The sequence below is a fragment of the Lysinibacillus sp. K60 genome, assembly GCF_019731275.1.
Classification (GTDB): Bacteria; Bacillota; Bacilli; order Bacillales_A; family Planococcaceae; genus Lysinibacillus; species Lysinibacillus capsici.
On the sequence record NZ_JAASJR010000003.1, the window covers coordinates 129,273 to 154,459 of the forward strand.

General features: G+C 35.8%; 28 protein-coding genes. 17 read left to right on the forward strand and 11 right to left on the reverse strand.

Annotation, left to right across the window (positions count from 1 at the left end; genetic code table 11):
- Window positions 1–55 precede the first annotated feature (55 nt).
- Window positions 56–652, forward strand: a complete 597-nt coding sequence (locus HCH28_RS07970; protein ID WP_221680519.1) for a TetR/AcrR family transcriptional regulator — start codon at window positions 56–58, stop codon at window positions 650–652.
- Between the two features lie 40 nt (window positions 653–692).
- Here HCH28_RS07970 and HCH28_RS07975 read toward each other — a convergent pair whose 3' ends face one another.
- The 4 genes from HCH28_RS07975 to HCH28_RS07990 form a co-directional block, all read right to left on the reverse strand.
- Window positions 693–1,490: an ABC transporter permease subunit gene (locus HCH28_RS07975; protein WP_221680520.1), complete on the reverse strand. Its 798-nt coding sequence runs from the start codon at window positions 1,488–1,490 to the stop codon at window positions 693–695.
- Window positions 1,487–2,374 carry an ABC transporter ATP-binding protein gene (locus tag HCH28_RS07980; RefSeq protein ID WP_255601033.1) on the reverse strand — a complete coding sequence of 296 codons (888 nt, stop codon included), beginning with the start codon at window positions 2,372–2,374 and terminating at the stop codon, window positions 1,487–1,489. The genes HCH28_RS07975 and HCH28_RS07980 overlap by 4 nt, the downstream gene beginning before the upstream one ends.
- Before the next feature lie 21 nt (window positions 2,375–2,395).
- Window positions 2,396–3,031 carry a TetR/AcrR family transcriptional regulator gene (locus tag HCH28_RS07985; RefSeq protein ID WP_221680522.1) on the reverse strand — a complete coding sequence of 212 codons (636 nt, stop codon included), beginning with the start codon at window positions 3,029–3,031 and terminating at the stop codon, window positions 2,396–2,398.
- Window positions 3,032–3,168: 137 nt separating this feature from the next.
- On the reverse strand, window positions 3,169–4,068 hold the full coding sequence (locus HCH28_RS07990) for a hypothetical protein (protein WP_221680523.1): 900 nt from the start codon (window positions 4,066–4,068) through the stop codon (window positions 3,169–3,171).
- Between the two features lie 284 nt (window positions 4,069–4,352).
- On the opposite strand from HCH28_RS07990, the gene HCH28_RS24985 reads away from it, so the two are divergent.
- The 5 genes from HCH28_RS24985 to HCH28_RS08015 all read left to right on the forward strand — a co-directional run bounded on the left by HCH28_RS24985 (window position 4,353) and on the right by HCH28_RS08015 (window position 8,650).
- A complete protein-coding gene (locus HCH28_RS24985; protein ID WP_255600962.1) occupies window positions 4,353–4,730 on the forward strand; it encodes a hypothetical protein in 378 nt (125 codons plus the stop codon).
- A 510-nt stretch (window positions 4,731–5,240) separates the two neighbouring features.
- Window positions 5,241–5,813 carry a class I SAM-dependent methyltransferase gene (locus HCH28_RS08000; RefSeq protein ID WP_221680524.1) on the forward strand — a complete coding sequence of 191 codons (573 nt, stop codon included), beginning with the start codon at window positions 5,241–5,243 and terminating at the stop codon, window positions 5,811–5,813.
- Window positions 5,813–6,400, forward strand: a complete 588-nt coding sequence (locus HCH28_RS08005; RefSeq protein ID WP_221680525.1) for a DedA family protein — start codon at window positions 5,813–5,815, stop codon at window positions 6,398–6,400. Before HCH28_RS08000 ends, HCH28_RS08005 begins: the two co-directional genes overlap by 1 nt.
- Before the next feature lie 53 nt (window positions 6,401–6,453).
- Window positions 6,454–7,155 (forward strand): response regulator transcription factor, encoded by a 702-nt coding sequence (locus HCH28_RS08010; protein ID WP_221680526.1) that lies wholly within the window; start codon window positions 6,454–6,456, stop codon window positions 7,153–7,155.
- Window positions 7,139–8,650 carry a HAMP domain-containing sensor histidine kinase gene (locus HCH28_RS08015; protein ID WP_221680527.1) on the forward strand — a complete coding sequence of 504 codons (1,512 nt, stop codon included), beginning with the start codon at window positions 7,139–7,141 and terminating at the stop codon, window positions 8,648–8,650. Before HCH28_RS08010 ends, HCH28_RS08015 begins: the two co-directional genes overlap by 17 nt.
- A 4-nt stretch (window positions 8,651–8,654) precedes the next feature.
- Here the strand turns inward: HCH28_RS08015 and HCH28_RS08020 are convergent, their stop codons facing one another.
- Window positions 8,655–8,960, reverse strand: a complete 306-nt coding sequence (locus tag HCH28_RS08020; protein ID WP_221680528.1) for a hypothetical protein — start codon at window positions 8,958–8,960, stop codon at window positions 8,655–8,657.
- A 280-nt stretch (window positions 8,961–9,240) separates the two neighbouring features.
- Here HCH28_RS08020 and HCH28_RS08025 point away from each other — a divergent pair, with 280 nt between their 5' ends.
- On the forward strand, window positions 9,241–10,842 hold the full coding sequence (locus HCH28_RS08025; protein ID WP_221680874.1) for a Na/Pi cotransporter family protein: 1,602 nt from the start codon (window positions 9,241–9,243) through the stop codon (window positions 10,840–10,842).
- A 128-nt stretch (window positions 10,843–10,970) separates the two neighbouring features.
- On the opposite strand, the gene HCH28_RS08030 is transcribed toward HCH28_RS08025, so the two are convergent.
- Window positions 10,971–11,849 carry a LysR family transcriptional regulator gene (locus HCH28_RS08030; RefSeq protein WP_221680529.1) on the reverse strand — a complete coding sequence of 293 codons (879 nt, stop codon included), beginning with the start codon at window positions 11,847–11,849 and terminating at the stop codon, window positions 10,971–10,973.
- 100 nt (window positions 11,850–11,949) lie between these two features.
- Between HCH28_RS08030 and HCH28_RS08035 the strand changes: the two genes are divergently transcribed.
- A complete protein-coding gene (locus HCH28_RS08035) occupies window positions 11,950–13,113 on the forward strand; it encodes a YbfB/YjiJ family MFS transporter (protein WP_221680530.1) in 1,164 nt (387 codons plus the stop codon).
- A 41-nt stretch (window positions 13,114–13,154) separates the two neighbouring features.
- Here HCH28_RS08035 and HCH28_RS08040 read toward each other — a convergent pair whose 3' ends face one another.
- Entirely contained in the window at window positions 13,155–14,015 is an 861-nt protein-coding gene (locus HCH28_RS08040) for a YitT family protein (RefSeq protein ID WP_221680531.1), read from the reverse strand.
- A gap of 32 nt (window positions 14,016–14,047) precedes the next feature.
- Window positions 14,048–14,587 carry a transcriptional regulator gene (locus HCH28_RS08045; protein WP_221680532.1) on the reverse strand — a complete coding sequence of 180 codons (540 nt, stop codon included), beginning with the start codon at window positions 14,585–14,587 and terminating at the stop codon, window positions 14,048–14,050.
- A 183-nt stretch (window positions 14,588–14,770) separates the two neighbouring features.
- On the opposite strand from HCH28_RS08045, the gene HCH28_RS08050 reads away from it, so the two are divergent.
- The 4 genes from HCH28_RS08050 to HCH28_RS08065 are packed head-to-tail and all read left to right on the forward strand — an operon-like array spanning window position 14,771 to window position 17,114.
- Window positions 14,771–15,022 carry a PLD nuclease N-terminal domain-containing protein gene (locus HCH28_RS08050; protein ID WP_004232404.1) on the forward strand — a complete coding sequence of 84 codons (252 nt, stop codon included), beginning with the start codon at window positions 14,771–14,773 and terminating at the stop codon, window positions 15,020–15,022.
- On the forward strand, window positions 15,006–15,908 hold the full coding sequence (locus tag HCH28_RS08055; RefSeq protein ID WP_221680533.1) for an ABC transporter ATP-binding protein: 903 nt from the start codon (window positions 15,006–15,008) through the stop codon (window positions 15,906–15,908). The genes HCH28_RS08050 and HCH28_RS08055 overlap by 17 nt, the downstream gene beginning before the upstream one ends.
- A gap of 6 nt (window positions 15,909–15,914) precedes the next feature.
- Window positions 15,915–16,694 (forward strand): ABC transporter permease, encoded by a 780-nt coding sequence (locus HCH28_RS08060; protein WP_221680534.1) that lies wholly within the window; start codon window positions 15,915–15,917, stop codon window positions 16,692–16,694.
- Window positions 16,695–16,715: 21 nt separating this feature from the next.
- Complete coding sequence (locus HCH28_RS08065; RefSeq protein ID WP_221680535.1) at window positions 16,716–17,114, forward strand: GntR family transcriptional regulator; 399 nt, start codon at window positions 16,716–16,718, stop codon at window positions 17,112–17,114.
- 36 nt (window positions 17,115–17,150) lie between these two features.
- On the opposite strand, the gene HCH28_RS08070 is transcribed toward HCH28_RS08065, so the two are convergent.
- Window positions 17,151–18,548, reverse strand: coding sequence for a hypothetical protein (locus HCH28_RS08070; protein WP_221680536.1), 1,398 nt, complete (start codon window positions 18,546–18,548; stop codon window positions 17,151–17,153).
- A gap of 279 nt (window positions 18,549–18,827) precedes the next feature.
- On the opposite strand from HCH28_RS08070, the gene HCH28_RS08075 reads away from it, so the two are divergent.
- Complete coding sequence (locus HCH28_RS08075; RefSeq protein WP_048391171.1) at window positions 18,828–19,466, forward strand: GntR family transcriptional regulator; 639 nt, start codon at window positions 18,828–18,830, stop codon at window positions 19,464–19,466.
- A 19-nt stretch (window positions 19,467–19,485) separates the two neighbouring features.
- The gene (locus HCH28_RS08080; protein ID WP_221680537.1) at window positions 19,486–20,535 is read left to right on the forward strand and encodes a 2,3-butanediol dehydrogenase; all 1,050 of its coding nucleotides are present in this window, start codon (window positions 19,486–19,488) and stop codon (window positions 20,533–20,535) included.
- A 121-nt stretch (window positions 20,536–20,656) separates the two neighbouring features.
- Here HCH28_RS08080 and yiaA read toward each other — a convergent pair whose 3' ends face one another.
- Entirely contained in the window at window positions 20,657–21,127 is a 471-nt protein-coding gene (gene yiaA, locus HCH28_RS08085) for an inner membrane protein YiaA (RefSeq protein WP_221680538.1), read from the reverse strand.
- A gap of 439 nt (window positions 21,128–21,566) precedes the next feature.
- Complete coding sequence (locus HCH28_RS08090; protein WP_221680539.1) at window positions 21,567–22,985, reverse strand: aminotransferase-like domain-containing protein; 1,419 nt, start codon at window positions 22,983–22,985, stop codon at window positions 21,567–21,569.
- Between the two features lie 113 nt (window positions 22,986–23,098).
- On the opposite strand from HCH28_RS08090, the gene HCH28_RS08095 reads away from it, so the two are divergent.
- From HCH28_RS08095 to HCH28_RS08105, 3 genes are all read left to right on the forward strand, one after another.
- Window positions 23,099–24,022, forward strand: coding sequence for a DMT family transporter (locus HCH28_RS08095; protein WP_221680540.1), 924 nt, complete (start codon window positions 23,099–23,101; stop codon window positions 24,020–24,022).
- A 29-nt stretch (window positions 24,023–24,051) separates the two neighbouring features.
- A complete protein-coding gene (locus HCH28_RS08100; protein ID WP_221680541.1) occupies window positions 24,052–24,705 on the forward strand; it encodes an MBL fold metallo-hydrolase in 654 nt (217 codons plus the stop codon).
- A gap of 237 nt (window positions 24,706–24,942) precedes the next feature.
- Window positions 24,943–25,152, forward strand: a complete 210-nt coding sequence (locus tag HCH28_RS08105) for a hypothetical protein (RefSeq protein WP_221680542.1) — start codon at window positions 24,943–24,945, stop codon at window positions 25,150–25,152.
- The last annotated feature ends 35 nt before the right edge of the window (window positions 25,153–25,187 follow it).

Genomic DNA, 25,187 nt, shown 5'->3' on the forward strand with positions numbered 1-25,187 from the left:
GAGCAAATACAATCAACAGTTTGCCAGCAAGTGTTAAGTAAATGGAGGGAATTATGTGTCTGTACATGAAAAAATGAATTTTGAAACGAAGCAAGCCATTAAAAATGCTTTTATACAACAAGTAGAGGAGGTAGGCTTTGAGCGTGTGACTGTAAAGAATTTAGCGTTAGTAGCTGAAATTAATCGTGGCACGTTTTACTTACATTATTCAGATAAATATGATGTGATGGAGGACTTGCAGCAAGAGCTATTAATGGAGTTGGAGCGCTATGTCAAACATGTTCAGCCGTTGGATGCTTTTCAAACGCTAAAAATGGGGCAACTCTATCAGCCATTTATCAAGGTGATAACGTGTATAAAAGAGCATGCACCAGCTTTTCGTATGTTATTAGGAGAGCAGGGGAGTCCTAGCTTTACACAAAAGGTGAAAATGATCTTTGGGAGTCATATTTTGGACAGATTATCGCTTATACGCAAGGAAGCACAAGATCCCGAGTTTCAGCAATATATACAAGCCTTTATAGCATCCGCCATTTTAGGGGTCATTCAGCAGTGGTTGGACAAGGGGAACGAGAACTTAACGGTAGAAGAAATGGTCGCTCTACATTTTCGATTAATACGTTTTTTAGGAAATGTAGTAGGTACTATTTAATAGAAAACCGCTACAGTATTGGAACTGTAGCGATTAGAAATTAGAGATGTAAATCTCGCTTTACAAAAAAACGAATGGCTAGACTATAGCAAAGCAAACCAATAAGTAAAAGTGTACCTAGCATCCACCAGCAAGAGCTATTTTGTTGGATTAATTGAACGGAATCGAACAATGAATAGATTGTAATGTATTGTAATTTGTCTAGTGAACCACCCATATTGCTCAGTGCCTCAATCAGATAAAAGACAATGGGAATGCCAGCACTATAGGCATAAGATGTTCTTAAATCTTTGCTGCTGCAAGACATAAGAAAGCAGAATCCACTAATGGCAAAGTGCAATAAAAATAGCCCGAAATTTAACAGCAGTAGAGCCGTTATGTCCAGCTCATTAGGGAATAATATTTCCGCAAAGACAATCATGACCAACGTAGTAACAGCAAGAAGTGTAAAAAGACTAATGATCAAAAATAGTGCTTGTGTAAAGACAATTTTAAAACGTGTATTCGGTGTAGCGATTAAATATGCCATCGAACCATTATCAATATAGCCCATGATGAGCTTATTGGCTAACATGATAGAAAATACCATAGGAAGAATCATTAATAAAAATCCATATAAATAGGTGGAGAGAAATTCTATCAAGGTATCGCCAATGCTGGTCATACCAAAGGCTGCCATCATCTCAGGCATTGTTTCTGTTAATTTTTTTAGCGTATCCGTCATTTCTGGGTTATACATATAAATCACACTGACAATATATAGCATTAGTACACCTATAATAATGGTGAATAGTTTAAGAGAGGCTAATAACTCATGCTTGAATAAGGTAAAATTCATGATTGAGCACCTCCACTTTCGTAATAATGCATAAAAATATCTTCAAGTGATTGGGAAATAACGTCTAAGTCTATAATTTTATAATTAGATAGCGTATGGAGAAATGCTTGAAGGTCTCCCATTATAGTAATCATCACTTTTGTAGAAGAGATTCGTTCAAGTACATATTCCTCATCAAGGAAGCGAGTGAGCTCTTGCTCATCTTGAAACTCAAGCATGTATTTTTTAGATTTACGTTTCTTTAAATCTGTAATGGTTTCAGTCGCTACGATTTTACCTGCATTAATAATCGCTACACGATCACAAGTTTTCTCTACTTCTTCAATCATATGGGAGGACATAAAAATGGTTGTTCCTTTGTTCTTTTCAGCTAAAATGAATTCAATAAATTTTGTTTGCATGAGCGGGTCTAAACCACTAGTAGGTTCATCTAGAATGACAATTTCGGGATGATGCATGAAGGCACAAACTAAGCCAACCTTCTGCTTCATACCTTTCGACATTTTTTTTATGAGCCCAGAAGCATCTAATTCAAAGAAATGCATTAATTCCTCGGCATGCGTGTAATCATTCATACCTCTTAACTTAGCAATAAAGTGAATAAATTGCTTACCCGTCATTTTATCAATAAACGCAATTTCTCCAGGTAAATAGCCAACAAATTGTTGAATGGTTGCAGATGCTTCCCGACAATTTAAACCGTTAATGAAACAAGAGCCCTCAGTTGGCTGTAAAAAACCCATTAAATGGCGAATGGTTGTGGATTTTCCTGCCCCATTTGGTCCTAAAAAACCGAATACTTCACCCTTTGGGATTTGTAGATGAACATTTTGTATACTATAAAAATCGCCAAACTTTTTAGTTAAATGGTTTACTTCAATCATGGACACGACACACACCCCATTTTATTGATACAATAATGTTTTCAAAAATAGAAAATATTCACTAGCCTCCTCCATGCATTGCTCAATTAATTCGTTAAAGAGCTCTTGATTATCTGCATGCGCTTTTAATCTTTCCTCATAACGATGACTGATGCCATCTGTTACCCATTGAATGGTATCAATTGCCTTTTTTATTTCCAAATTTTCTCGGAATAAACTCGTATCAATTCCTTCAAATGCAGTTGCATAAGCATTTTTTTGAAAAGCGGCATTGTAATGATTTAGTTCATCTCGTACCTCAGAGCTTGTTTCAGCATAGGCCTTTTTCAAAAAATCAAACAGCGCATGATATTGCTTCATAAGATCAATTTTAATTTTCATGATCTGTTCATAACGCTTAAAAATATCAGGCTCTGCTAAATCAATTTGGCGATTAAGTGCCTCGGAGAATATAGTAGTTGTATAGTCATATAAGAAAAGATATAAATTTTTTTTACTACCAAAATAGTGATATAAAATGCCCTTTGAAATATTAGCATTGCTCACAATTTTGTTTGTTGAAGCGGTAGCATAGTTATTGAGTGAAAATTCCCTTAAGGCAGCATTAATAATTGCTTGGCGCTTTTCTTCGGTTAAATTCATAAAAGCTTGATACAATTTTTTACTCCTTTCCATGCTATTTTATGCCATTACATAGAAATTGACTACTGTGGTCAACGTGATTTGGAAAAATAAAAAAGAACATGATTGTGACCATTTCCAATAGTCTCACTCATGCTCTCCATTGCTCTAGTTTACTTATCATAATAATCGTTCAATGCAATTTCTAAACGTTCTTCTAAATGCTTTGAAATATAGCTTAGAACGAATTGCTCTTTGTCCATTTCAATTTGTGCGGACTTAAAAAATTTGGTGAAAAAACCGATTTTATTATTTTGGGAATATTGCTGTAATGCTTCTGTTCGTAATGTAGAAACGATTTCATTTTCTATATGACGCTCTCTAATCTTTTGTACAATGTCTTTCACGCTATTTTCTTGCAGCTCGGTAATTTGCTTTTGAAGATGTTCATTTTCCTGCTTTAGTTCCAACGTTTCTTTTTGAATTTCTTCCACTTGAAGGGCAGAATCGGTCGAAAAACGTTGAATGTTTTTGTCAAGAAAGTCCTGATTAATGTTAACTTGTAACGTCCCTTGCTCTTCATTCGGCAAAATCTGAAAAAGACCTGTTTGAATCATCTGCTGTAGGACGTTTCCAAGCAAATCAATTTTATGTGATAAATCCTCAGAATCCATGGTCGTTGCGGTAATTTGGTGTTTCAGCAGCTGTCCGTTATCATCAATACCTAGCAATAATTTAATCCCCCTGACACGATACTCATCCTTCAATAATAAAATCATGCGCAATCTCAATATAGCAGGTAGGTTTAAACGAATATTACTATTTGTATTGGGCGAAGCATTGTCAAAAATATACTGTTCAAACGGCTTTAAATAGTAGCGAAGCATGGCGTCTGTAATATCAAACCAGCCCGCGACTTCTGCAATTGTATAGTGTTTCGATTCATCGATCTCTGCTAAATACCCATCATTATAGAGGTTTTCCTCTAAAGGTGTATGTTGCAGTGCAACATACAATGGGTCATCTTGCACAATTTCAAGTACCATTTCTTTTGCATCATTTACCTTAAGCATCCTTACACACCCCACTTTATTTTTCCCATGACTAATGGTCTCTATATAGGTTTCTATTCGATTGGCAGCAATTGTATGCCTATTTTATGTAGGAAATTGTCATTAGAACGAAGTACCTTTTAATCTTTTATGAACCTTAAGGGAAATTGTACTGATGTTCAGGAGGAAGTTAATGCAGAAGAATTACCGTCCTATACATTTTATTTTTTATAGATAAAAGATTATTTTTAGGGTAAAATTACACTTTAATAATCATATTATATTTTTATCAAGGTGTAGCTGAAATGAAAAGATTTATTCAACGTATTTTGTCGCTATTTCCATTTCCGTTTTTATTTCATTTTTATGAGTATAATAGCCACCTCTCAAATCAAGAGGCTAGCTTCTTATTTCCATTATTTCTTTTTTTCATCATTGGAGTTGGCATAGTATCTAGAAATGATCATCTACCTTTGTTCATTGTCCTAAATTTTTTAATGACTGCTTTGTCTTTAATGTTAGGCCATTTTTTTATAGATGATGATGGAAGTTGGTTTAAGCCTTTTGGAAGAGATGTAGCCATTATCTTTGTTTCATTCTTTTATGTTTTAGGGCAATTAATTATAAGAGGGATTAATAACGGAATCATGGGAAATAAAGTAAATGATGAAAATAACAATTAGTTATATAAGAAAGGATCATGTCTTTATACTGCTGTTAAGAAAAGAGGATACACCTAAAAATGAAGATTATATTGTGTTTAATCATCTTGTGAGCAGAAGAGCACGAAGAACAAGCTATGAAAGGGCCAACAGTTTTTAAAAATGTTGAATCTGTGATCCAGATGTTTCATTATAGGCTTTGCTGTCGTTGGTATTGAATGTGCACCTTCATTCCATTCTTTAATAGAGCGTCAATATGCGTATATTCATGATTTTGGTGTGAGTTCAATACTAATGAAATGGAATTTTATGAGCGAAAAATGAAGATGAATATAGAAATTAAGCAATTAAGTCACTCATGAATAAAAGTGAGCGACTTTTTTTGTTTTCACCATAGGGTATCGTGTTAATCTACTAACTAAATAATGTCAATTATTAAGAAAAAGTTAAGAATTCTCCTTGCAAATCTTTAAGAAAGTCTCTTTATAGTTAAAACCATCAATAAAGAACGCAAAGCGAGGAGACAACGAAATGCAGCTTATCACCTTCCTTACTGAATTTATAAAGCATCCAAAAACAATAGGCGCCATATCACCTAGTTCTAAGAAATTAGCGCATAAAATGGTGCAACCTATTTGCTTTGAAACGGCTCAATGCATTATAGAGCTTGGCCCAGGGATGGGGGCCTTTACAAAGGAGCTTGTGAAAAGAAAAAAGCCAGCTACATGGCTTGTTCTCATTGAACATAATGCGATTTTTTGTGAGAAACTGCGTAGGCAATTTGCTCATGTAGCTAATGTTGTAGTGATCCATGGTTCAGCAGAAAATTTGAAGCAATATTTGACGGACTTAAATATCGAAAATATAGATTATGTTATTTCTGGACTGCCATTTACATCGTTAAAGGCGGAAGTATCGTGTTGCATTTTAAGAAATGTGAGGGATTGTTTGTATAATGGAAAATTCATTACTTTCCAATATTCACTTGTGAAAAAATCATTTTTTCAAACCTATTTTCAGGATATTTCACATGAGAAAGTATGGATCAATATGCCACCAGCGTATGTATTGAGCTGTAGGTTAGGAAATACGAGGGTCAGCTAATGGAGCTACAGGATCTTTTATTATTTATAGAACAATATGGCTATTTTGCTTTGTTTTTTAGTTTATGGCTAGGGATCATAGGCATGCCGCTACCAGATGAAATGATTGTCATGAGTGGTGGTTTTCTATCTTCGCTAGGAAAATTGGTCATATGGAAATCTTTTTTACTTACTTATTTAGGCGTTGTTTCAGGGCTTTCTCTAGGATTTATACTTGGAAAACTGTTTGGTCATCGTGTACTCGATAAACTTGTGAAAAAGAAAAAGGCAAAGTACTTATCTAAATCAAAAGAATTGTTAGATCAATATGGACGTTTTGCATTAGTCCTGAGTTACTTTATTCCAATTGTTCGACATATTCTCCCTTACTTGGTGGGAATGAATAATATGCCTTTTAAAACATATGCCTTATTTTCCTATACAACAGGCTTTGTTTGGACATTGATTTATTTTACACTAGGTTTATTGTTCGGCAGTCAAATTGAATATATTTCTGTTATTGCTACGAAATATGGTATTTACTTTGGGTTATTCATCGTGACTGTTAGCTGTATTTATTATTTTTATATACGGAAATTTAAAAAATAGCTAAAATGGAGGAACATTATGAATGGAAAATATTTGATTAATGGTGGGATTAGATGAGTAATGAAACAATTTTAATTGTAGATGATGAAAAAGAGATAAGAAATCTGATTTCAATTTATTTGAAAAATGAGGGGTTTCAGGTGTTAGAGGCATGTGATGGAGAAGAGGGTTTACAGTTAGTAAAGAAGCATAAAGTACATTTAATTGTATTGGATTTAATGATGCCTAAAGTAGATGGCATTAAAATGTGTATGAAGGTAAGAGAAGTAGCAGAAATGCCTATTATTATGCTAACTGCCAAATCTCAAGATATGGATAAGATTGGTGGTTTAACAATAGGTGCTGATGATTATGTGACGAAGCCCTTTAATCCGTTAGAGCTGATTGCCCGCATTAAATCACAGCTTCGTCGCTATCTGAAAATGAGTGGCTTACATAGCAGCTATAAAGAGGAGCTGGAAGTTGGTGATTTACGTATCAATACGGCGACACATGAAGTTTTTGTTAACAATGAAAGAGTAAAGCTGACACCTAGGGAATTTGCTATTTTGGAATTGCTTGTTAGTAATCCTGGCATTGTCATGAGTGCAGAGCAAATCTATGAAAAAGTTTGGAAAGAGGAAGCATTTCAATCGGAAAATACTGTAATGGTACATATTCGAAAAATTCGAGAGCGAATTGAGACAAATCCAAGGAATCCACAATATATTAAAACCGTATGGGGAGTAGGGTATAAAGTTGAAAAAGTTCTTTAGGCTTTTAAAGATCCCAAGGTTTCTGAAGCATATTGGTGCGAAAATAAAAAATAATATTCAACGTAGCATTCGTATTCAACTATTTACAACGTTTTTATTATGTGCACTCGGCAGTTTTTTAGTGGCACGTGCAATAGTGCCATTTTTTGAGAATATCAATGAGACAGTGATTGTGGATTATAGTGGTAGTATGAAGTTGATGTATTATCATGCGCAGGATACAGCAGCAATGGCAACTCAAGAAAATAGTGTTAAAGCATTAAGAGAATTGATCGATCAAGAAAATGGAAAAATAGAAAATGAGGATAATGCATTAAAAATAGTCGTCACAGATGAGACAGGGAAGATCTTATATAAAACAAAGCAGGTGAAGGAGCAACAAATCGATTTGCACGAAGAGATAAGGCATGTCATGGACTTTACAATGAATCAACCTTTTGAAAATGCCTATCATGTGATCGAAACGTCTCGTGAGGAGTTTACAACATTAGTGCCACTAACTTTACAAGATAAAAATTATTATTTCTTTGTTAGTGGGCTTCCACAAGGAGAAGCCATCACAAGTACGAATGAAGGCCCCATACCTTTTTTCATTGGTGTTATGTTGTTTATCGTATCATTTTTCTCTATAACAAAACGCAAAATGAATCAAATTGAGGCATTAGCGGAGGGGGTTATGGAAATCGCAAAAGGAAATTTAGCCTTTCGTATTGAGAAAAAAGGCCAGGATGAAATTGCTTTACTCACGGATAATGTTAATCAAATGGCAGAAGAAATTATGACAAGTATCGAGATGGAGAGGAAAATTGAACAACAAAAAAACGAGCTCATTACAAATGTTTCACATGACCTTAGAACACCTCTTACCTCAATCATGGGTTATTTGCGTTTATTAAGAGAGGAGAAGTATGAGACGAAAGAGCAATATGACGAATATTTGAAAATAGCCTTTTCTAAATCCGAGCAATTAAAAAATTTAATAGACGATTTATTTGAGTATACTAAGCTCACGAATGATAAAAATACTTTAATGCGACAACAGGTTTGTATAAATGAGCTACTCGAACAACTAATGGAGGAATTAGTACCAATAGCAGAGGAGAAACAACGTATTTTTATAAAAAATTTTCCAGAGAAACGAATTTTTGCTGCCCTGGATTCGGAAAAAATTGTACGAGTATTTGATAATCTACTCATCAATGCCATCAATTATAGTACAGCTGAAGGGAAAATTATGGTTTCCCTTGATGGACAAGCAAACCATGTGCGTATTTGTGTAGCGAACCAAAGTGATGCCTTTACATCTGTGGAGCTTGCTAGTTTATTTGAGAGATTTTATAAAAAAGATCAATCGAGAACAAATGTAACCGAGGGCTCAGGGCTTGGATTAGCGATTGCGAAGAGCATAGTGGAGCTTCACGGAGGAACGATTCACGCAAAATACAAAAACGAGACACTGTACTTTATTATCACATTGCCATTAGCAGCTTCATAACTGACTACAATGGAAGAATAGTAATGGCATGTTGTATTTGTTTATGTTGTGAAAGCATATCTTGTAGGGTTGCTAGGGTAGCTGTGTTTCTGATTAATAATTGGATTTCTGTCTGCTTGTATTGTCGTTGAAAGTCCAGAATATAATCTGCAATAATATGTAAATTATATTGATTTTTAATCTCTACCTCGACGAAAAATGGCAGTGTTAAATCTGGTAGCTTAATACTACCGCCACGTCGAATCCAAATTGCTTCCTGCACATAGTAGCGGATAGGTAATTGGCGGTTACTAGCGATAAAAATATCCATAAAAAACTCCCTTCAGTGTCTAATTACAGCCTAATGGAAATGCATACAGTCGTCAAAAGAAAACATGTGAAAATCTGATTGAAGATTTTTTCATGTTTTTTTTGTTTGTTTTTTTGTTGAATTTGATTTGAATATGTCCGTTTTTTGGACTAATTGTAAAGGGAGTGTAAATATTAATTTAATCCATTGTAAATGATATGTACAGCTAGCTTAAAACTATTAATAATAAAGTCTGACAACAAGGAAAGGGTTGAATAGATTGGCTATCAATGTACAGGAGATGATTTTCCAATTTCTTGGAGGGTTAGGCTTATTTCTTTTCGCTATTAAATTTATGGGAGATGGCTTGCAGAAGGCTGCAGGTGATCGACTAAGAGATATTTTAGATAAATTTACAACAAACCCATTAATGGGTGTACTAGTTGGTATTGTAGTTACAGTTCTCATACAATCAAGTTCAGGTACGACTGTTATTACCGTTGGACTAGTGAGCGCAGGACTTATGAAACTGCGCCAAGCAATTGGCGTGATTATGGGTGCTAATATTGGGACAACCATTACAGCATTTATTATAGGAATAGATGTAGGTGCTTACGCATATCCAATTATGGCAGTGGGCGCAATATGTTTATTTTTCTTTAAGAAAAGTTTCATTCAAAATATGGGGCAAGTATTATTTGGCTTTGCAGGTTTATTTATTGGTTTAGAGCTGATGAGTGGTGGAATGAAGCCGCTTAGAGATTGGCAACCATTTTTAGATTTAACTGTACAAATGTCTGATGTGCCGATTTTAGGCGTATTAGTAGGAACGATATTCACTCTGGTTGTTCAATCTTCCTCGGCTACAGTAGGGATTTTACAAGGGCTTTATGCTGAAGATTTGATAACATTACATGGGGCATTACCTGTCTTGTTTGGAGATAATATTGGCACAACGATCACAGCCATCCTAGCAGCTTTAGGTGCTTCCATTGCAGCAAAACGAGCAGCTGCCACACATTTACTATTTAATGTAGTGGGTACAATTATCTTTATGCTCATATTAGGATTATTTACGAACTATGTGGAATGGATTGCAGGGGTGCTCAATTTAGAGCCGAAAATGCAAATAGCCTTTGCACATGGAACGTTTAATGTCCTCAATACAATCATTCAATTACCATTCATAGGTGTTTGGGCTTATGTCGTAACGAAACTAATTCCGGGCGAAGATTCAATCATTGAATACAAACCAAAATTTTTGGATAAAAATTTAATTATCAAATCACCGTCAGTGGCATTAGGTCAAGCAAAAATGGAAGTAGTACGCATGGGCGAGTATAGTATTCAAGGTCTAGAAGAAACATTAAAGATTTTGAAAACGGATGATGCTAAGTTAATAGGTAAGGTCAACCAATTGGAGGAAGCCATTAATAATTTAGATCGCAAATCAACGGAATATTTAGTGGAGTTATCAAAACAATCTTTATCAACCCATGATTCCCAAGTGCACCATGCATTATTTGAAAATATTCGTGATATCGAACGAATTGGTGATCATGTAGAAAATATAATTGAGCTTCTACAATACAAGGATAGTAATCGCGTTCGTTTAAGTGAACAAGCGATGCAGGAGTTAGAGGATATGTTTGTTTTTACATTAGAAACTGTGAAAATGTCTATTGAATCACTTGATAAGCGTGATCTTTCCTTAGCACAGCAAGTGATAGAAAAAGAAAATGAAATTGATAATATGGAGAGACGTTTACGTAAATTGCATATTAAGCGATTAAATGAAGGAGTTTGCTCAGGTTCAGCAGGTATTGTATTTGCGGATATTGTGAGTAATTTAGAAAGAATCGGTGATCATGCTTCTAACATAGCGGAAACCGTTATTGCCTAATATAAAGCTGTTCAGAGGAGATAATCTGCTGAACAGCTTTTTTTTTCGGGGAAGGATAGAATTATTAAACTGACGGAATAAATTCCTAAAATTGACGGATAGAATTTCAAAACTGACGGATAGAACCCTCAAACTGTCGGATAGTTATAAGCTTCTATGGCTTCTAAAAAATACATTAGGATGGGGGATTGTACTTCGTCTTTACGATAAATAAACCATGTAGGAATATGTGCTTGCTTGTTCTTTATCTTGTGCAAAGTTAATGCTTGTGTTGCCATGTGTTTTTCTGCAATGGCACGTGGTAGTAAGGTAATACCTAACCCAGCAGTAACACAGCCAATAATACCGTCAAGCGTACCAAGCTCCATTCGATTTTGTGGTCGAACTCCTTCTTCATGTAACCAATGTTCCAAGATGGCTCGATAGGAACAGCCATGGCGGAATGTAATCACGGAGCTTCCCTCTAAATCCTGTAGATGCTTAATAGGCTTATGCTTGTTAGAAGTGAGAATAACAAGCTCTTCAAAGACAAACTCTTTCATCATTATATTTTCTTTATAAACAGGCCCAGTAACAAATGCGCCATCTAGTTCATAGTTTTCAACCCGTTCAATATTGTGCTGAGAAGGGCTTGTTAATATGGTGATATCCACTTGTTCATACGCTTGATGAAATGTGCTTAACAAAGTTGGTAAATGTAATGCAGCAGTTGTTTCCATTGAACCAATTCGTAAAACGCCTCGTTGTTCCTCCGTATCATGTATGATCTCAAAGGTTTTTTCATAGAGATGAAGCATTTTTAGGACTAACTCGTAGAATTGTTCTCCTTTTGGAGTTAGCCGTATCCCTCGATGTCCACGATAAAAAAAGGTTGTTTCGTAGAGTGCCTCAAGACTTTGTATTTTCATAGAGATGTTGGATTGCGTGTAATTAAGTGCCGTGGCAGCTTTAGAAAAGCTACCTGTTTGGACGACTGTTCGAAAAATCGTTAAATCATTAATATTCATATGTCCTCCAGCTATCAATTTTATTGATACTTATTATAAAGAATTGGATCTATTTTTGATACCTAGATATTCGATATAGTGAAATAGAAGGAGTGATGATATGCACAAGCAAACAGTACGATATTTAATCGGGGGCATTTTTGCTTTAGTAATCGCTATGGGGATCGGCCGTTTTTCGTATACGGTTATTTTACCTTATATGCAAGAAGCTTTTGAATTTAGCCGAGCAACAGCAGGTTACTTAGCAACGAGTAATTACTTAGGCTATTTGGTTGGAGCCTGGGTGGCAGGCCGTTTACCAATAGGGAATAAACGAATCCTCTTTTTGCAAATTACCCTTGTTATCAGCATTTTAACAACAGCCTTCATGGGCTTTACAAATGCAATCATCATTTGGTATTTATTACGATTTATCTCGGGGGTTGTGAGTGCTTTTATTTTTGTTGTTATAACAAGCCTAATACTAGACCAGTTAGCTAGCAGTAGTCATATGCATCTATCGGGGCTGTTCTACAGTGGGGTGGGAGTAGGGATTGCATTAAGTGCGGTGATTGTTTCACCAATCCAAGCAGTTTTCCATTGGAATGGAACTTGGATCGTATTAGCTTTATTTAGTATTGTATTGTTTGTCTTGATTGTGCTATTCATCAAGCCTATTACACCAAGTAAACAACTAGTGGAAAGCCAGATAATTTCACAGAAAACGCCTCCTCAGTCTTGGATGAAATGGTTAATCATCGCTTATAGCTTAGAGGGACTTGGCTATATTGTCACAGGTACATTTATTGTATCAATTGCACAGGAGTCGACAAGCTTTCATGGAGATGCAGCCTTTGTATGGTTTGTTGTGGGTGTTGCAGCAATTCCCTCATGTATCGTCTGGTCTAAGCTAGCACAGCGTTATGGCTATGTGAAAATTTTGCTCATCTCTATGCTACTGCAAGCGATAGGTATTATTTTACCTGCGTTAGCTACAAGTTCGATGACCCTTTATGCTAGTGCCTTTATTTTCGGGGCAACCTTTATGGGAATTACAACTGTTTGTACAACATTAGCGAGGAAACTTGCACCAGTTAATAGTCATCAAATGATAGGCTATTTAACCGCTGGCTATGCGCTCGGACAAATGATTGGTCCATCCATTGCAGGAACACTTGCAAGCTACACAAATAGCTATCAGTACGCCTTAGTTGGGGCTTCCTTAGTTGTAATGCTGGGAGGATTATGTTTAATAGGTGGCATAAAATATGATAGAAGCACCTAAAAAAAGTAAGTAAGGTATGTTGCGCCTTACTTACTTTGAAATTAATGGATATCTCGTTTCTTAAAGTTACCACCACGAACTTCTGATACATCAGAAATCACAACAAAAGCGCCTTCGTCGATGTCTTTAATAATCGAAACTAATTTATTTTCTTCCATACGGTTAATGACACAGTTTAAGATTTCTGTTGGTTCATTGGAGAAACCACCACGTCCATGTGTATAGGTAACACCACGGCCTAAGCGGGCTTGAATAGCGTCTCCAATCTCCTCGGATTTTCCACTAACCACACGAACTTCTTTTGATTTTTCTAAACCAACTTGGATTATATCGATAACATTTTTGGCAATATAGTAAGTTAACGCTGAGTAAAGAGCACTCTCTAAGCCAAAGATAAAGCTTGCCCCTATGAAAATAAAGGCATTGATAAATAATATAATATCGCCGACTGAAAATGGAATCTTACGTGACAATAGTACAGCTAAAACCTCTGAGCCATCTAAAGCGCCACCATTTCGTAGGACAATCCCAATCCCCACACCAAGAAGCATACCACCAGATAAAACAATTAGGAGGGGATCATTTGGGCCTAAAATGGTTTTGACGTCATGTAAAAGCACTGTAGAAATCGATAAAGCTGCAATACCAGCACTACTCATTAAGGCAAAGGTTTTTCCAACTTGCTTGTAGCCAATATAAATGAACGGAATATTTAAGACAAAGAGCAGTACGCCTAATGGGATACCAAAGAGGTGCGAGCCCATAATACTAAGACCTGTTACACCGCCATCAATGACAGCATTCGGAATTAACACGGCCTCTAGTCCGTAAGCGGCTATAACTGCCCCAATAATGATCATAATTAATTTTCGTATATTTTCTAGTGACTTTCCTTTTTTCATAAATCTTCTCCATTTCTTTACGTCAATAGTACCTAAGGTTTTGGAATAATATTTAAAGCAATTGTTTTAGTTTCAAAACCTTTATTTGAGTCGGTCATATTATAGTATTTAGTTAATAAATCGTTTAATTCAATTTCAAAGTTTTTGAATTGATCGTCCGTTAACGTTAGGTCGATTAAAGAAAAAGTTGCTAAATCTGTTGTGCTTTCTTTTTCATCAAGTGAATGTAAATAATTTTGATATTGAGATAGTAAAGCCAATTGATAGTAGGAAATATAATTTAATTTTTGCTTGGTTGTGAGTTGCGTCCAATCCTCCTTACTAAGTTTTGCTGCTCCTTCATTTAATGCATAAAACTTCTCTGTAACAGAACGAACTTTTCGCTCTTTCACAATTTTTATAATATTTTCATCGACTAAAATTTGGATGTGACGATATAGAGTGGCTTGTGGTACATCTTTAATGACAGAAATCATCTCCAATGTGCTTAAACCCTCTTCTTTATTGTGCATCAGAGTTTGTAAAATTTTCATTCTCACAGGGTGCATTAATACCTCTGCTTTATTTCGCATAAACCGATCCTCCTACCAGAAAATGAGATAGTATCAAGGGAAGCATTCAAATGTTATCAATTTGAGAACATTATCAAAAAATATACTATAGCGTTTTTTTAAAGATGTACAGTAAAAAGGTAATGAAATTTTTTCATTCTTTTGTTATCATTATTGATAATGATAATGAAAGGGGTTATAAAAATGAAATTACACTATGGTTTTGAAGACTTAAATCAAATTGATTGGGCAAGCATACTACCAATCCTTTTACCATTTGTACTCGTAGGTTTTTTACTTATCACTGTTGCACTCATAGATTTATATAAACATAGAGATAGCAGAGAAAACATACTAATGTGGGCAATTATTATTTTGTTCTTTAATACAATTGGTTCTGTTCTATATTTCGTGATAGGTAGAAAGGATGTCAATAAACGTGCGCTTAGAAATTAATAATATAACGAAAAAATTTAAACAGAAAACGGCAGTAAGTAGTTTTTCAATGGTTATTGATTCGAATGAATGTGTAGGGCTTATTGGACCAAACGGGGCAGGGAAATCCACATTAATTCAGATCATTGCTGATATTCTTTATGCAGATGAAGGGGACATTGTACTTGATGGACAAAAAATTTCAAAGATGAAAAATCATATTGGTTATTTACCACAGTATCCTAATTTCTTCTCGTGGATGACAGCATCAGAAACTTTAGCCTTTATGGGGACACTTTCGGGTATTTCGAAAAATCAATTACAAAAAGATATCCCAATTCTTCTGGAAAAGGTAGGCTTAGGGAAAGAAGCACATGCTCATGTTGGAACATTTTCAGGAGGTATGAAACAGCGTCTTGGTATCGCACAAGCTTTATTACACAAGCCAGCTCTCATCATTATGGATGAACCCGTATCAGCCCTAGATCCAATCGGTAGACGTGAAGTGCTGAATCTATTAAAAGATATAAAAAAAGAAACGACCATACTACTTTCTACACATATTTTAGGCGATGCGGAAGAAGTTTGTGAGCGCTTTGTGGTAATTAAAAATGGTTACAAAATAGAAGATGCAACAAAATTAGAGTTACTAAATCGCTATCAAGATTCAGCTATCTTTTTAGCGGTTCAAAATAAAGATGTAAAATGGCTAACAACGATTGAAAATTTACCTTATGTAAAGAAAGTCGAAAATTGTGGGGATGGTTTTAAAGTATATGTCAATCACTTGGAAGCAGACGCCCATCGATTGCTACAGTACGGATTGGATTCAAATGTACTATTTACAAAGTTTGATCTTGATCTTCAAGAAAGCTTAGAAGAAATATTTTTAGAATTGGTGGTGTAATTTAAAGTGAATACGTTTATCGCACTAAGTAAAAAAGAAATGAATCAAATGACAAAGGAATATAAAGTCGTTTGGCTACCAATCGTTTATATTCTCCTAGGTTTAACTCAGCCGATCATGATGTATTTCTTGCCTGCTATTTTACAATCAATGGGTGGTATAGAAGGGATTATAATTGATCCATCAATGACAAAGCCAGGGGGAGAAGAAGTGCTTGCTTCAACCCTTAATTCGCAATTTGATCAATTAGGTATAATCATACTTGTTATTGCAACGATGGGAATTATTCAAGGAGAAAAAGCCAATGGGATGATGGCATTCATTTTAACAAGGCCAGTATCTATCACATCATACTTAAACAGTAAACTGCTTACTCATTATGTTTTAGCTGTTCTATGTATTACGCTTGGCTATGCAATGTCCCTTGGCTATACATCTTATTTATTTACCTCTGTACCGATAACGCGCGCATTGATAGCTTTAGCATTTTATTGTATTTGGCTGTTGTTTGTCATTACATTTGTTGCCATGATGAGTACATTTTTTAATAGTACACCATTTATCGCTTTAATCAGTATTGGTGTCTTATTTATTTGTCGTTTTTGTGCTGGCTTACATCCATTCTTAGATGTCATAAATCCAGCTAGTAATAGTTTGTATGCTACAACGATAATAATGACAGGTGACATAGAAACATGGTATAGCTTTCATATTGTTGTCACACTGTTACTTGTACTATTCATGATGGCTATCATGCATCATTTTATTGCCAAAAAGAAATTTTAATATGGAGGAAATCCTCGACAAATGAATGTAAAAGTAAATCGAAGAAGCAAAATTCCATATTATCAACAGCTCGCACAGCAGCTGCTTTTATCTATAGCGACTGGAAATTTAAAAAAGGGGGACCATTTGCCTTCTATTCGCCAGCTAGCGGCACAAACAAACCTCAATCTGCATACAGTTCATAAAAGCTACAAAGAGCTTCAAAAAAAGGGAATCATCACCATTAAACCTCATTCTAGAGCATTTGTTATCGTAGATCCTAATAAAGCAACGACTATTTCATTTCACCAAATAGCTATGAATGTGGAGCAATTATTGTTAGAGGCTTATATTTTAGGCATGAAAAAATCTCAACTAAAAGAAATGTTTTATGACATTTTACAAAAGTATTATACGGAGAGTGAAAGAGATGGTTACTGATAATCTAGTGACCATCTCTTTTACAATTTTATCAAATTAAATCAAAAACACAGCAACTATCGTTGTCACAATCAGACCAATGACTACAGGAATTAAATTTCGTCTTGCTAGCTCAAATGGGCTGACATTACAAATAGCAGCTGCTGGGATTAATGCCCAAGGAATCAATGCACCGCCGCCTACCCATATAGCTGTGATTTGTCCTAAAGCAGTTAAAGTGGCTGTTCCCCCACCAATGGCATTCCCGAATAGACTACCAACCGAACCTGCTAAAGAAATTCCTGAAAAGCCAGAACCATCTAATCCAGTAATAGCACCAACAACTGCTAGCGTGACAACAGCAATTTCCTTTGTTAACGGAACTATTGCTGCAAGACCGACACCAAGATCATTGACAATACCGTGTGAAGTTGCGGGGAGGTGGTCGCCGAGAATTTGTGTAAAGCCAGCATCTCCAAGATAGAAGAAAGCAGCAATTGGTATTACGGGTCCGAAGACTTTAAAGCCGAATTGAAATCCTTGAATCAAATAACTTGTTGTCTTTTCTAATCCCGCTGATTTATGAGCAACCATACTAAGCAACAATAAAATAAAAACAGAGGTTCCCCCGATTAAAGCCGTTGCATCTCCGCCCGTTAAATTGAATACTGACATAGCGATAACGTCTAAGATAAAAGCAATAGGAATAAGGACGGCGAAGAATCGCTTTTGCCCAATTGACAGTAAGTTTTCCGCAGTCTCTTGTTCACCATTCTCCTCTTCATTGTTGCCAGTATTTAAAAGTAGCGTTCCTCGTTTCATATCACGTCGTAAAAAAATATAAGCAACAATTGTCGTTACAACGCCCATTGTGATCACAAGCGGAATACTGGCTGAAACAACATCTCCAACAGGGATACCAGCAGCATCAGCCGTTAATTTTGGAGCCCCTTGAATGACAAAATCACTCGATAACGCAATACCATGACCAAATAAGTTCATCGCCATGGCAACCCCCAGTGCTGGGAGACCCGCCCGAATGGCAACAGGCAAGAGCACTGCTCCTAATAGCGCTACGGCAGGTGATGGCCAGAAAAACCAAGAAATAAACATCATTAATAGTCCAATCGTCCAATAAGCGAGTGCGGGTGTTTTAATGATCTTTGTGAAAGGGGCCACCATAACCTCATTAATACCTGAAGACATCATGACCCGGCTCATCGCCACAATAATCGAAATAATAAGAATCGTTGATAGCAGCTCAGTTATGGCATAAATAAAGCTGTTAAACACACCACTTATGGACGAGGTAAAATCACCAGTCGCAACAATCGCTAGCATAAAGATGCCTACTACACAAATGAGGGTGGTATCACGACGTTTAACCATAAATCCGATGATGAGCACAATAAAGACCACGTAAATCCAATGGAGAGCTGTGAATTCAATCCCCATACGTTTCCCCCTCAATATTCTGATTCTATAGAATATGAAGATAAAAAAAGATGGTGATGATTTTAAAAAATTTAACTTGGGCGAAAGCGAAACAACAACCAAAAAGGTATTTTAAGTTACACCCAAAACAAGATATTTGAAAGAAATGAAGTTATAGATTAAAATACTTTTATAGATTATCGATAATCTATAATCCATAATATATAACGCTTTTAGCTAATCACCCTATACACTGAACTATGTTAAAATAAAAAGATATAAATTTATTGGAGTGGTTTAATGGGGTTTGATGAAAATTCAATTTCAAAAAAAACAATTTCTGAGCAAATAGCTGAACGATTATTATTCCGCATATTTTCTGGTTACTATGAACAAGGTCAGCGCTTAATAGAGGCAGAAATTGCAAAGGAGTTACAAGTAAGTCATGCACCTGTCCGTGAGGCCCTTTATCTTTTACAAAAAGATGGTGTAGTTGAAAAAGTACAACATAAAGGTGTAAGAGTGAAGATTATAACGGATCAGGAATTAAAGGATTATTTGGAAGCGCTTTATCATCTATTGGATATAGCACTAACCAAATGTGAATCTAAATGGACTGCCGATTTGCAAAATGAACTATTATTTCGATTTGAAGCTATGAAACAAAGAAAGTCCGCTGAAAATATTTATGAATATGTTGTTTCGTTTGCCCACTTGTTACAATTGTTTTTTGATGTTACAGGAAATATTGCTATGCTACGATTCTTTAAAGAAACAATATTTGTTACAAATGTAGCTGCACAAACAAAATGGAAGATGAATCTAGTTGAATCCTATCATATGTCCATCAATACTTTTATCAAGTGTATAGAAGTGTCGGATTTTGATCATGCACGAGTAGCTATTAAGGATGTTATTTTATGGTACCAATTTAAATAATTTTATGGGGGTAACATAAATGAAAGCTGCAGTTTGGCATGGTGTGAAAGATATTAGAGTTGAAGAGGTTGAATTACGCGCTTTAAGAGAAGAAGAAGTGAAAGTAAAAGTAGCGTGGGCTGGTATTTGTGGAAGTGATTTACATGAATACGAAGAAGGTCCGGTTTTCGTACCAGTTGATGAAAAAGCTGAATTAACAGGTGAAGTTGCCCCACTTACAATGGGACATGAATTTGCTGGTATCATCGAAGAAGTTGGCTCTAAGGTTACTGACTTTAAGGCTGGGGACCGAGTTGTCATCAATCCTACATTAACATATAGAAATAAACATGAAGAAGTCGATCGTTATGATGGATTTAACTTCATCGGTTTACATGGAAATGGTGGATTTGCAGAATATGTTAATGTCCCTGTAACGAATATACATCGTTTAGCAGATAACTTAACATTACAAGATGGTGCATTGGTAGAACCAATGGCTGTTGCAGTACAAGCTGTCAAGGATGCTGGGGTTACATTAGGTGATTCTGTTGCTGTATTTGGGGCTGGACCAATTGGATTATTAACAGTAATCGCTGCAAAAGCATCAGGTGCTAGCAAAGTTATCGTATTAGATTTATCCGATGATCGATTAGAAAAGGCAAAAGAATTGGGTGCAACACATGCTATTAATTCGGGTAAAGAAAATCCTGTACAAGCAGTTCGTGCGATTGTTGCAGATGGGGTGGATGTATCCTTTGAGGTGGCAGGAGTTGCTCCTACGTTTAAACAAGCAATTGATGTAACAAAACCCCGTGGTAACATGATGATTGTGTCGATTTTTGCAAGACCAATCGAATGGAATCCAATGCAACTTACAAACACAGGTGTTAATGTATTATCTTCCATTGTTTATACACCATCAATTTTCCAAAGAACAATTGATGCAATGAGCGCTGGTCAACTTAATCCACAAGGGATCATCACAAGCCAAATTGAACTAGATGAGATTGTTGAAAAAGGATTCAAAACGTTAACGAATGACAAAACACAATCTAAAATTTTAGTCGAAATTAGCGGAGAAAATTAATAAAATTGAGAGGAGTATGGCTGATGACAGCCATGCTCTTTTTTATAGTTTGGAGGAGCATGGAGCTTAAGAAAAAATAACAAAAGGAATCGAGAATGAACTTCTCGACTCTTTCAGTAACTTAATCTCTTTCTCTTGCTCTCTGTGTGTCTCTAATATTCTTTTGAACCGTGATGGATGCAAATAAACTTAGAACAAATGACATACCATAGAACCCTTTTTCGCTTAAAACAATACTCCCAGCATTATATAATCCAATGCCCATTAATGATATAGATACAATAAGTGCAACCCAACTAATACCATAATAAATATTAGTAACGGGTATTCCCTCTTCTTTATCTCTTACTGCTTTTTGTAAGGATATTGCTGAATAGAGTCCAAATACTAAAACAGCTATGTAATATCCTTTTTCGTTTAGTTGCATCGTTGCATTAAACAAGCCTATAAAATATGCCGTAACACCTACTAACAATGCTGCCCAGGAAGCCCCCTTGAAAGCAGCAGTTGGTTCTCCCTCTTTTCTTTCTACTTTAATTTTCGGATCAGGCTGTTTTTCCTTATCTAATGAAGAATCATTTTGATTAGACAATATCTTTCTCCTCCTTCTATCACTGTATAAAAACATTCTATCATTCTACAGGGAGGTTATGAGAATAGAAATTTCTCTAATTCTCGTTCTTCAATATTCTCCTTAAAGGAGGCTGCTTTAATTTGGCTTTTATTTTGCTGGAATAAAGAGTCAATATGGCTTCATCAAATCTGAAGGCTCTCTTATCATTCCTTGGTAAAATTGTGTCCTACACGGAGAACCTTTTTGCTGCAATTATTTTGTACAAATAAGAGCTACGTGTCTAACTTTTTTTATATTATTCAAATAGACAGCTAAATATGTTAGATGTATATGTCTGCCTGTTATTGCTGTGTCCACCGCTTATTACGATTTGTGCCACTGATGAACAAAATAATTGAAATGGTTGATAAAGCTGTGAATACCACCGTTTTTAGATGAAAATAAATCGCTAGTCCGCTCACATAGAAAGCGATTGCGCCACTGTAACCAACTTTTTTACTCCTTCTCTTAGTTGTTTTTCATTTGCATAGGAATAGCTTAAACGTATCCAGGAGGATAGTTGTTTTAATGGATCACATACTTGACCAGGCACAAAGGATATCGATTGTTCGATACATTTAGATAATAATAATTCAGTTGGAAGATCATCTGGGAGCTGTACCCATAAATTTAGACCGCCTTTTGGACTGTTCCATCGCCAGCCTGTTACAGCTAGCTCCTCTTCCATAATTTCCTTTCGAATCTGTAGGGCAATCCGAATTTTCTCCAAATGTTGTTGCAATCTTAGTGAGGTGAAGTAATGGAGAAAAATTTTTTGATTGAGAAGTGGTGAGCCATTATCAGCTAGCAATTTTTCTGTTAATAGTGATTTCATTAATGATGATGGACAAATAACAGTTGCAATTCTCAAACCAGGAGAGATGTATTTGCAAAAGCTTCGGATGTAAATGACCGTCCCAGCACTATCAAATGTGTAAATTGGAGGTGGTGGGGCTTGGTCAAAATAAATGTCGTGATAGGCATCATCTTCTATTAATAGAAAGCGATAGTGCTCAGCTAATTCCACTAATCTTTTACGCTGCTCGACAGAAACCGTATAACCAGTTGGATTATGGAAAGTGGGGTTAAGATAAAATAGGCGGGGCTTGTATTTTTTAATATAGTATTCGACCTGTTCTAAATCGTAGCCCTCAGGATGGATATCAACCGTAACAATCTGTGCGCCTTGTGCTTTAAAGATATCAATCGCAGCACTATAACTTGGGCGTTCAAATAAAACGACGTCTCGTGGCTTAATAAAAGCTTGAGCAATTAAGTGAATGGCTTGCTGTGAGCCAGATGTTATTAACAGTTCTTCTGGACTCAAATGTGTTTTATAGTGGTTGATAAAATATTGGGTCAGTGTCTCACGTAGCTCTAAATCACCTTGCACCGTTGAGTAGGTTGCCAGTACTTTCGGATAAAGGTCAAACACTTCCTTCACGTAATTTGAAAAATAGTGATTAGGCAAAAGATTGGGATCAATCAATGCCTGAGAAAAATGATAGGAAACAGATGGTTGATGGATTTCGGATAAATGATTTTTTTTTACATATGCTGAAACAATGGGATTGTCCTGATCTAGATATTCAATATATTTTGTTACTGTTGATTGGACAAAATAGCCTGATTTATCTTTTACATAAACTTTGTCATGCTGTTTTAATAATTGATAAGCTTTTAATACCGTTAGCCGATGGACATTCATTTCAGATGCTAATTGCCGGACGGAGGGAAGCTTTTCATGTTCTTTCCATTCTTTTCGCTCTATTCGGTGCAGTACATCATCATAGACTTTCTTAAAAAGATAATCTTCATTTTGAATTGCTTTGCCCACATCGATTCCTCCTATTCACACCGATTGTACCACGAACCAAACTGATCTGTTCTATCCTTTTTAATCTGTTCTATCCAACTTCTTTTATGATAGAAAAAGAGGGGGAGTTTGATATGGTAATGATTAATTATTTCTTTATGTGTTTGATTTTTGGGACAACATTTTTAGCAATTAAAGTTGGTGTTGATGCAGGAGTTCCTCCGTTTTTATCAGCTGGTCTTCGTTTTCTCATTGCCGGTTTACTACTATTTAGTTTTATGGTTTGGCGCAAAAAAACGACAATTCGGTTATTATTTCGGAAAGAAATGTTTTTTACAGGAATGGGCTTAACCTTTGGAACATTTGCCACATTATACTGGGCTGAACAGTATGTAACATCTGGAATCGCAGCTGTCTTATCTGCTACAGGTCCAATGATGATAATTGTTATTCAGACATTTATATTGAAGCAAAAAGGAGACCGAAAATCATTTATTGGATGTGTTGTCGGAGTCATTGGTGTTATGTTCTTAATCTTACCAAGTTTTGCAATAGAGATTAGTCCCTTCTGGATGGTTGGTTGTTTCGCTATTATTTTAGGTGAAGTTTTTTACGCATCTGGAACAATTTATACGAAGCATGTCATCCAAAAATTTGGAACAACATCTCCAATTGCTTTAAATGCGGCACAAATGATGTATGGAGGGATTTTATTAATCATTTTGTCACTTTTAACTGAGAACATTCAGCTACAGCATCTTTTAAGTCCAGCTTCAATTGGTTCTCTTTTTTATTTGATTATTTTTGGCTCAATGATCGGTCACAGCATTTATTATTGGCTTGTGTCACGAACAAATCCTGTTTTTCCGTCCACATGGCTGTATATTTCACCAGTAATTGCCGTTATATTAGGTGTTACCTTCTATCATGAATATCTTTCGTGGCTAACAGGAATAGGTACTCTGACGATTATTGTTGGAACGATTCTAGTCAATTTTGAAACATTGAGAGAGTTGCTTTGGCGGAAGAGGACTGTTCTTCAGGATGTAAAAGAATAATAAAATCTAATGATAAAGGGGATGAAATGATGAAAATTTCTAGAGGAGTAGAGATTCTGGAGCTTGAATTTAATGGAGCTTTCATTTATTCAACGCTTTTATGGGATCAGGAGATGGCTGTTTTAATTGATACTGGATGTTCAGGTCAAATGGAAGATTTACGTATAGCAATGGAAAAGGTAGGCGTGTCGTTCAACCAACTCAAAGTTGTGATTTTGACACATCAGGATATCGATCATATAGGCAGTCTTCCTGAAATATTGCAAAATTGCGGTAGTCATATAAAAGTTTATGCACACGAGCTAGATAAGCCTTATATTCAGGGGGATTTACCACTTTTGAAAGACGAGCACATAGAGAATCCACCCAAGGGGAAAGTGGATGAGACCTTGAAAGACGGTCAAGAACTACCATATTGTGGGGGAATACAAGTTATCCATACGCCAGGACATACGCCTGGCCATATTAGTTTATATTTGAAGCAAAGTAAAACGCTTGTTGCAGGCGATTCGATGTATAGTGTAAATGGTGTATTGGGAGGGATTCATGTTCCAACCACTTTGGATATAGAGGTTGCTCAACAATCTTTAAAGAAATATGCAGACCTAGACATTGAATCTGTGATTTGTTATCACGGAGGAATATGCAAGATGGATATTAAAGAGCAGATTCAAAAGCTTTGAATCTTAAAAATATTGATTAAAGATGAAGGTTCCATAGAATGCCAAGTGCTAGGAGGCTAGCTCGAATCGTAACATGCAAGAGTATCACCCCCAGTACTAGTCAAAGGCTTGTCAAACATCTATTTTAATGTGAGTCAGGTCATGTTATAATGAGGCACTTAAGATACTTAAGCACTTTTTTATAACGGATGCCAAGAAAAGCCTCCGCAGAACGATCAAATATGGAGGTGTAAGGAAATGAATAAACGTTGGACGATTGGTGAAATTCAGAAATTTGTTGCGAGCAATTCAGAAAGTAAGTTGCTAACGACTGAATACCATGGTTTTTCTCAAAAACTACTATTTAAATGTGCATGTGGTAATAACTTTGAAAAAACATTTACGAAATTTAAAAATAAAAACCAACGAAAATGTGATGTATGCCAACCGCCAAAAGAGTCACGCTAAACGCTTTGCGGCCGTTCAATAATAATATTACTGAA

What these genes read in the sequence shown, in the direction of transcription:
- HCH28_RS07975 (WP_221680520.1), bottom strand. Translation starts at nt 1,490, where the DNA reads ATGAATTTTACCTTATTCAAGCATGAGTTATTAGCCTCTCTTAAACTA.
- HCH28_RS07980 (WP_255601033.1), bottom strand. Translation starts at nt 2,374, where the DNA reads ATGATTGAAGTAAACCATTTAACTAAAAAGTTTGGCGATTTTTATAGT.
- HCH28_RS07990 (WP_221680523.1), bottom strand. Translation starts at nt 4,068, where the DNA reads ATGCTTAAGGTAAATGATGCAAAAGAAATGGTACTTGAAATTGTGCAA.
- HCH28_RS24985 (WP_255600962.1), top strand. Translation starts at nt 4,353, where the DNA reads ATGAAAAGATTTATTCAACGTATTTTGTCGCTATTTCCATTTCCGTTT.
- HCH28_RS08000 (WP_221680524.1), top strand. Translation starts at nt 5,241, where the DNA reads ATGCAGCTTATCACCTTCCTTACTGAATTTATAAAGCATCCAAAAACA.
- HCH28_RS08005 (WP_221680525.1), top strand. Translation starts at nt 5,813, where the DNA reads ATGGAGCTACAGGATCTTTTATTATTTATAGAACAATATGGCTATTTT.
- HCH28_RS08010 (WP_221680526.1), top strand. Translation starts at nt 6,454, where the DNA reads ATGAGTAATGAAACAATTTTAATTGTAGATGATGAAAAAGAGATAAGA.
- HCH28_RS08020 (WP_221680528.1), bottom strand. Translation starts at nt 8,960, where the DNA reads ATGGATATTTTTATCGCTAGTAACCGCCAATTACCTATCCGCTACTAT.
- HCH28_RS08025 (WP_221680874.1), top strand. Translation starts at nt 9,241, where the DNA reads ATGATTTTCCAATTTCTTGGAGGGTTAGGCTTATTTCTTTTCGCTATT.
- HCH28_RS08030 (WP_221680529.1), bottom strand. Translation starts at nt 11,849, where the DNA reads ATGAATATTAATGATTTAACGATTTTTCGAACAGTCGTCCAAACAGGT.
- HCH28_RS08035 (WP_221680530.1), top strand. Translation starts at nt 11,950, where the DNA reads ATGCACAAGCAAACAGTACGATATTTAATCGGGGGCATTTTTGCTTTA.
- HCH28_RS08040 (WP_221680531.1), bottom strand. Translation starts at nt 14,015, where the DNA reads ATGAAAAAAGGAAAGTCACTAGAAAATATACGAAAATTAATTATGATC.
- HCH28_RS08045 (WP_221680532.1), bottom strand. Translation starts at nt 14,587, where the DNA reads ATGCGAAATAAAGCAGAGGTATTAATGCACCCTGTGAGAATGAAAATT.
- HCH28_RS08050 (WP_004232404.1), top strand. Translation starts at nt 14,771, where the DNA reads ATGAAATTACACTATGGTTTTGAAGACTTAAATCAAATTGATTGGGCA.
- HCH28_RS08065 (WP_221680535.1), top strand. Translation starts at nt 16,716, where the DNA reads ATGAATGTAAAAGTAAATCGAAGAAGCAAAATTCCATATTATCAACAG.
- HCH28_RS08070 (WP_221680536.1), bottom strand. Translation starts at nt 18,548, where the DNA reads ATGGGGATTGAATTCACAGCTCTCCATTGGATTTACGTGGTCTTTATT.
- HCH28_RS08075 (WP_048391171.1), top strand. Translation starts at nt 18,828, where the DNA reads ATGGGGTTTGATGAAAATTCAATTTCAAAAAAAACAATTTCTGAGCAA.
- HCH28_RS08080 (WP_221680537.1), top strand. Translation starts at nt 19,486, where the DNA reads ATGAAAGCTGCAGTTTGGCATGGTGTGAAAGATATTAGAGTTGAAGAG.
- HCH28_RS08095 (WP_221680540.1), top strand. Translation starts at nt 23,099, where the DNA reads ATGGTAATGATTAATTATTTCTTTATGTGTTTGATTTTTGGGACAACA.
- HCH28_RS08100 (WP_221680541.1), top strand. Translation starts at nt 24,052, where the DNA reads ATGAAAATTTCTAGAGGAGTAGAGATTCTGGAGCTTGAATTTAATGGA.
- HCH28_RS08105 (WP_221680542.1), top strand. Translation starts at nt 24,943, where the DNA reads ATGAATAAACGTTGGACGATTGGTGAAATTCAGAAATTTGTTGCGAGC.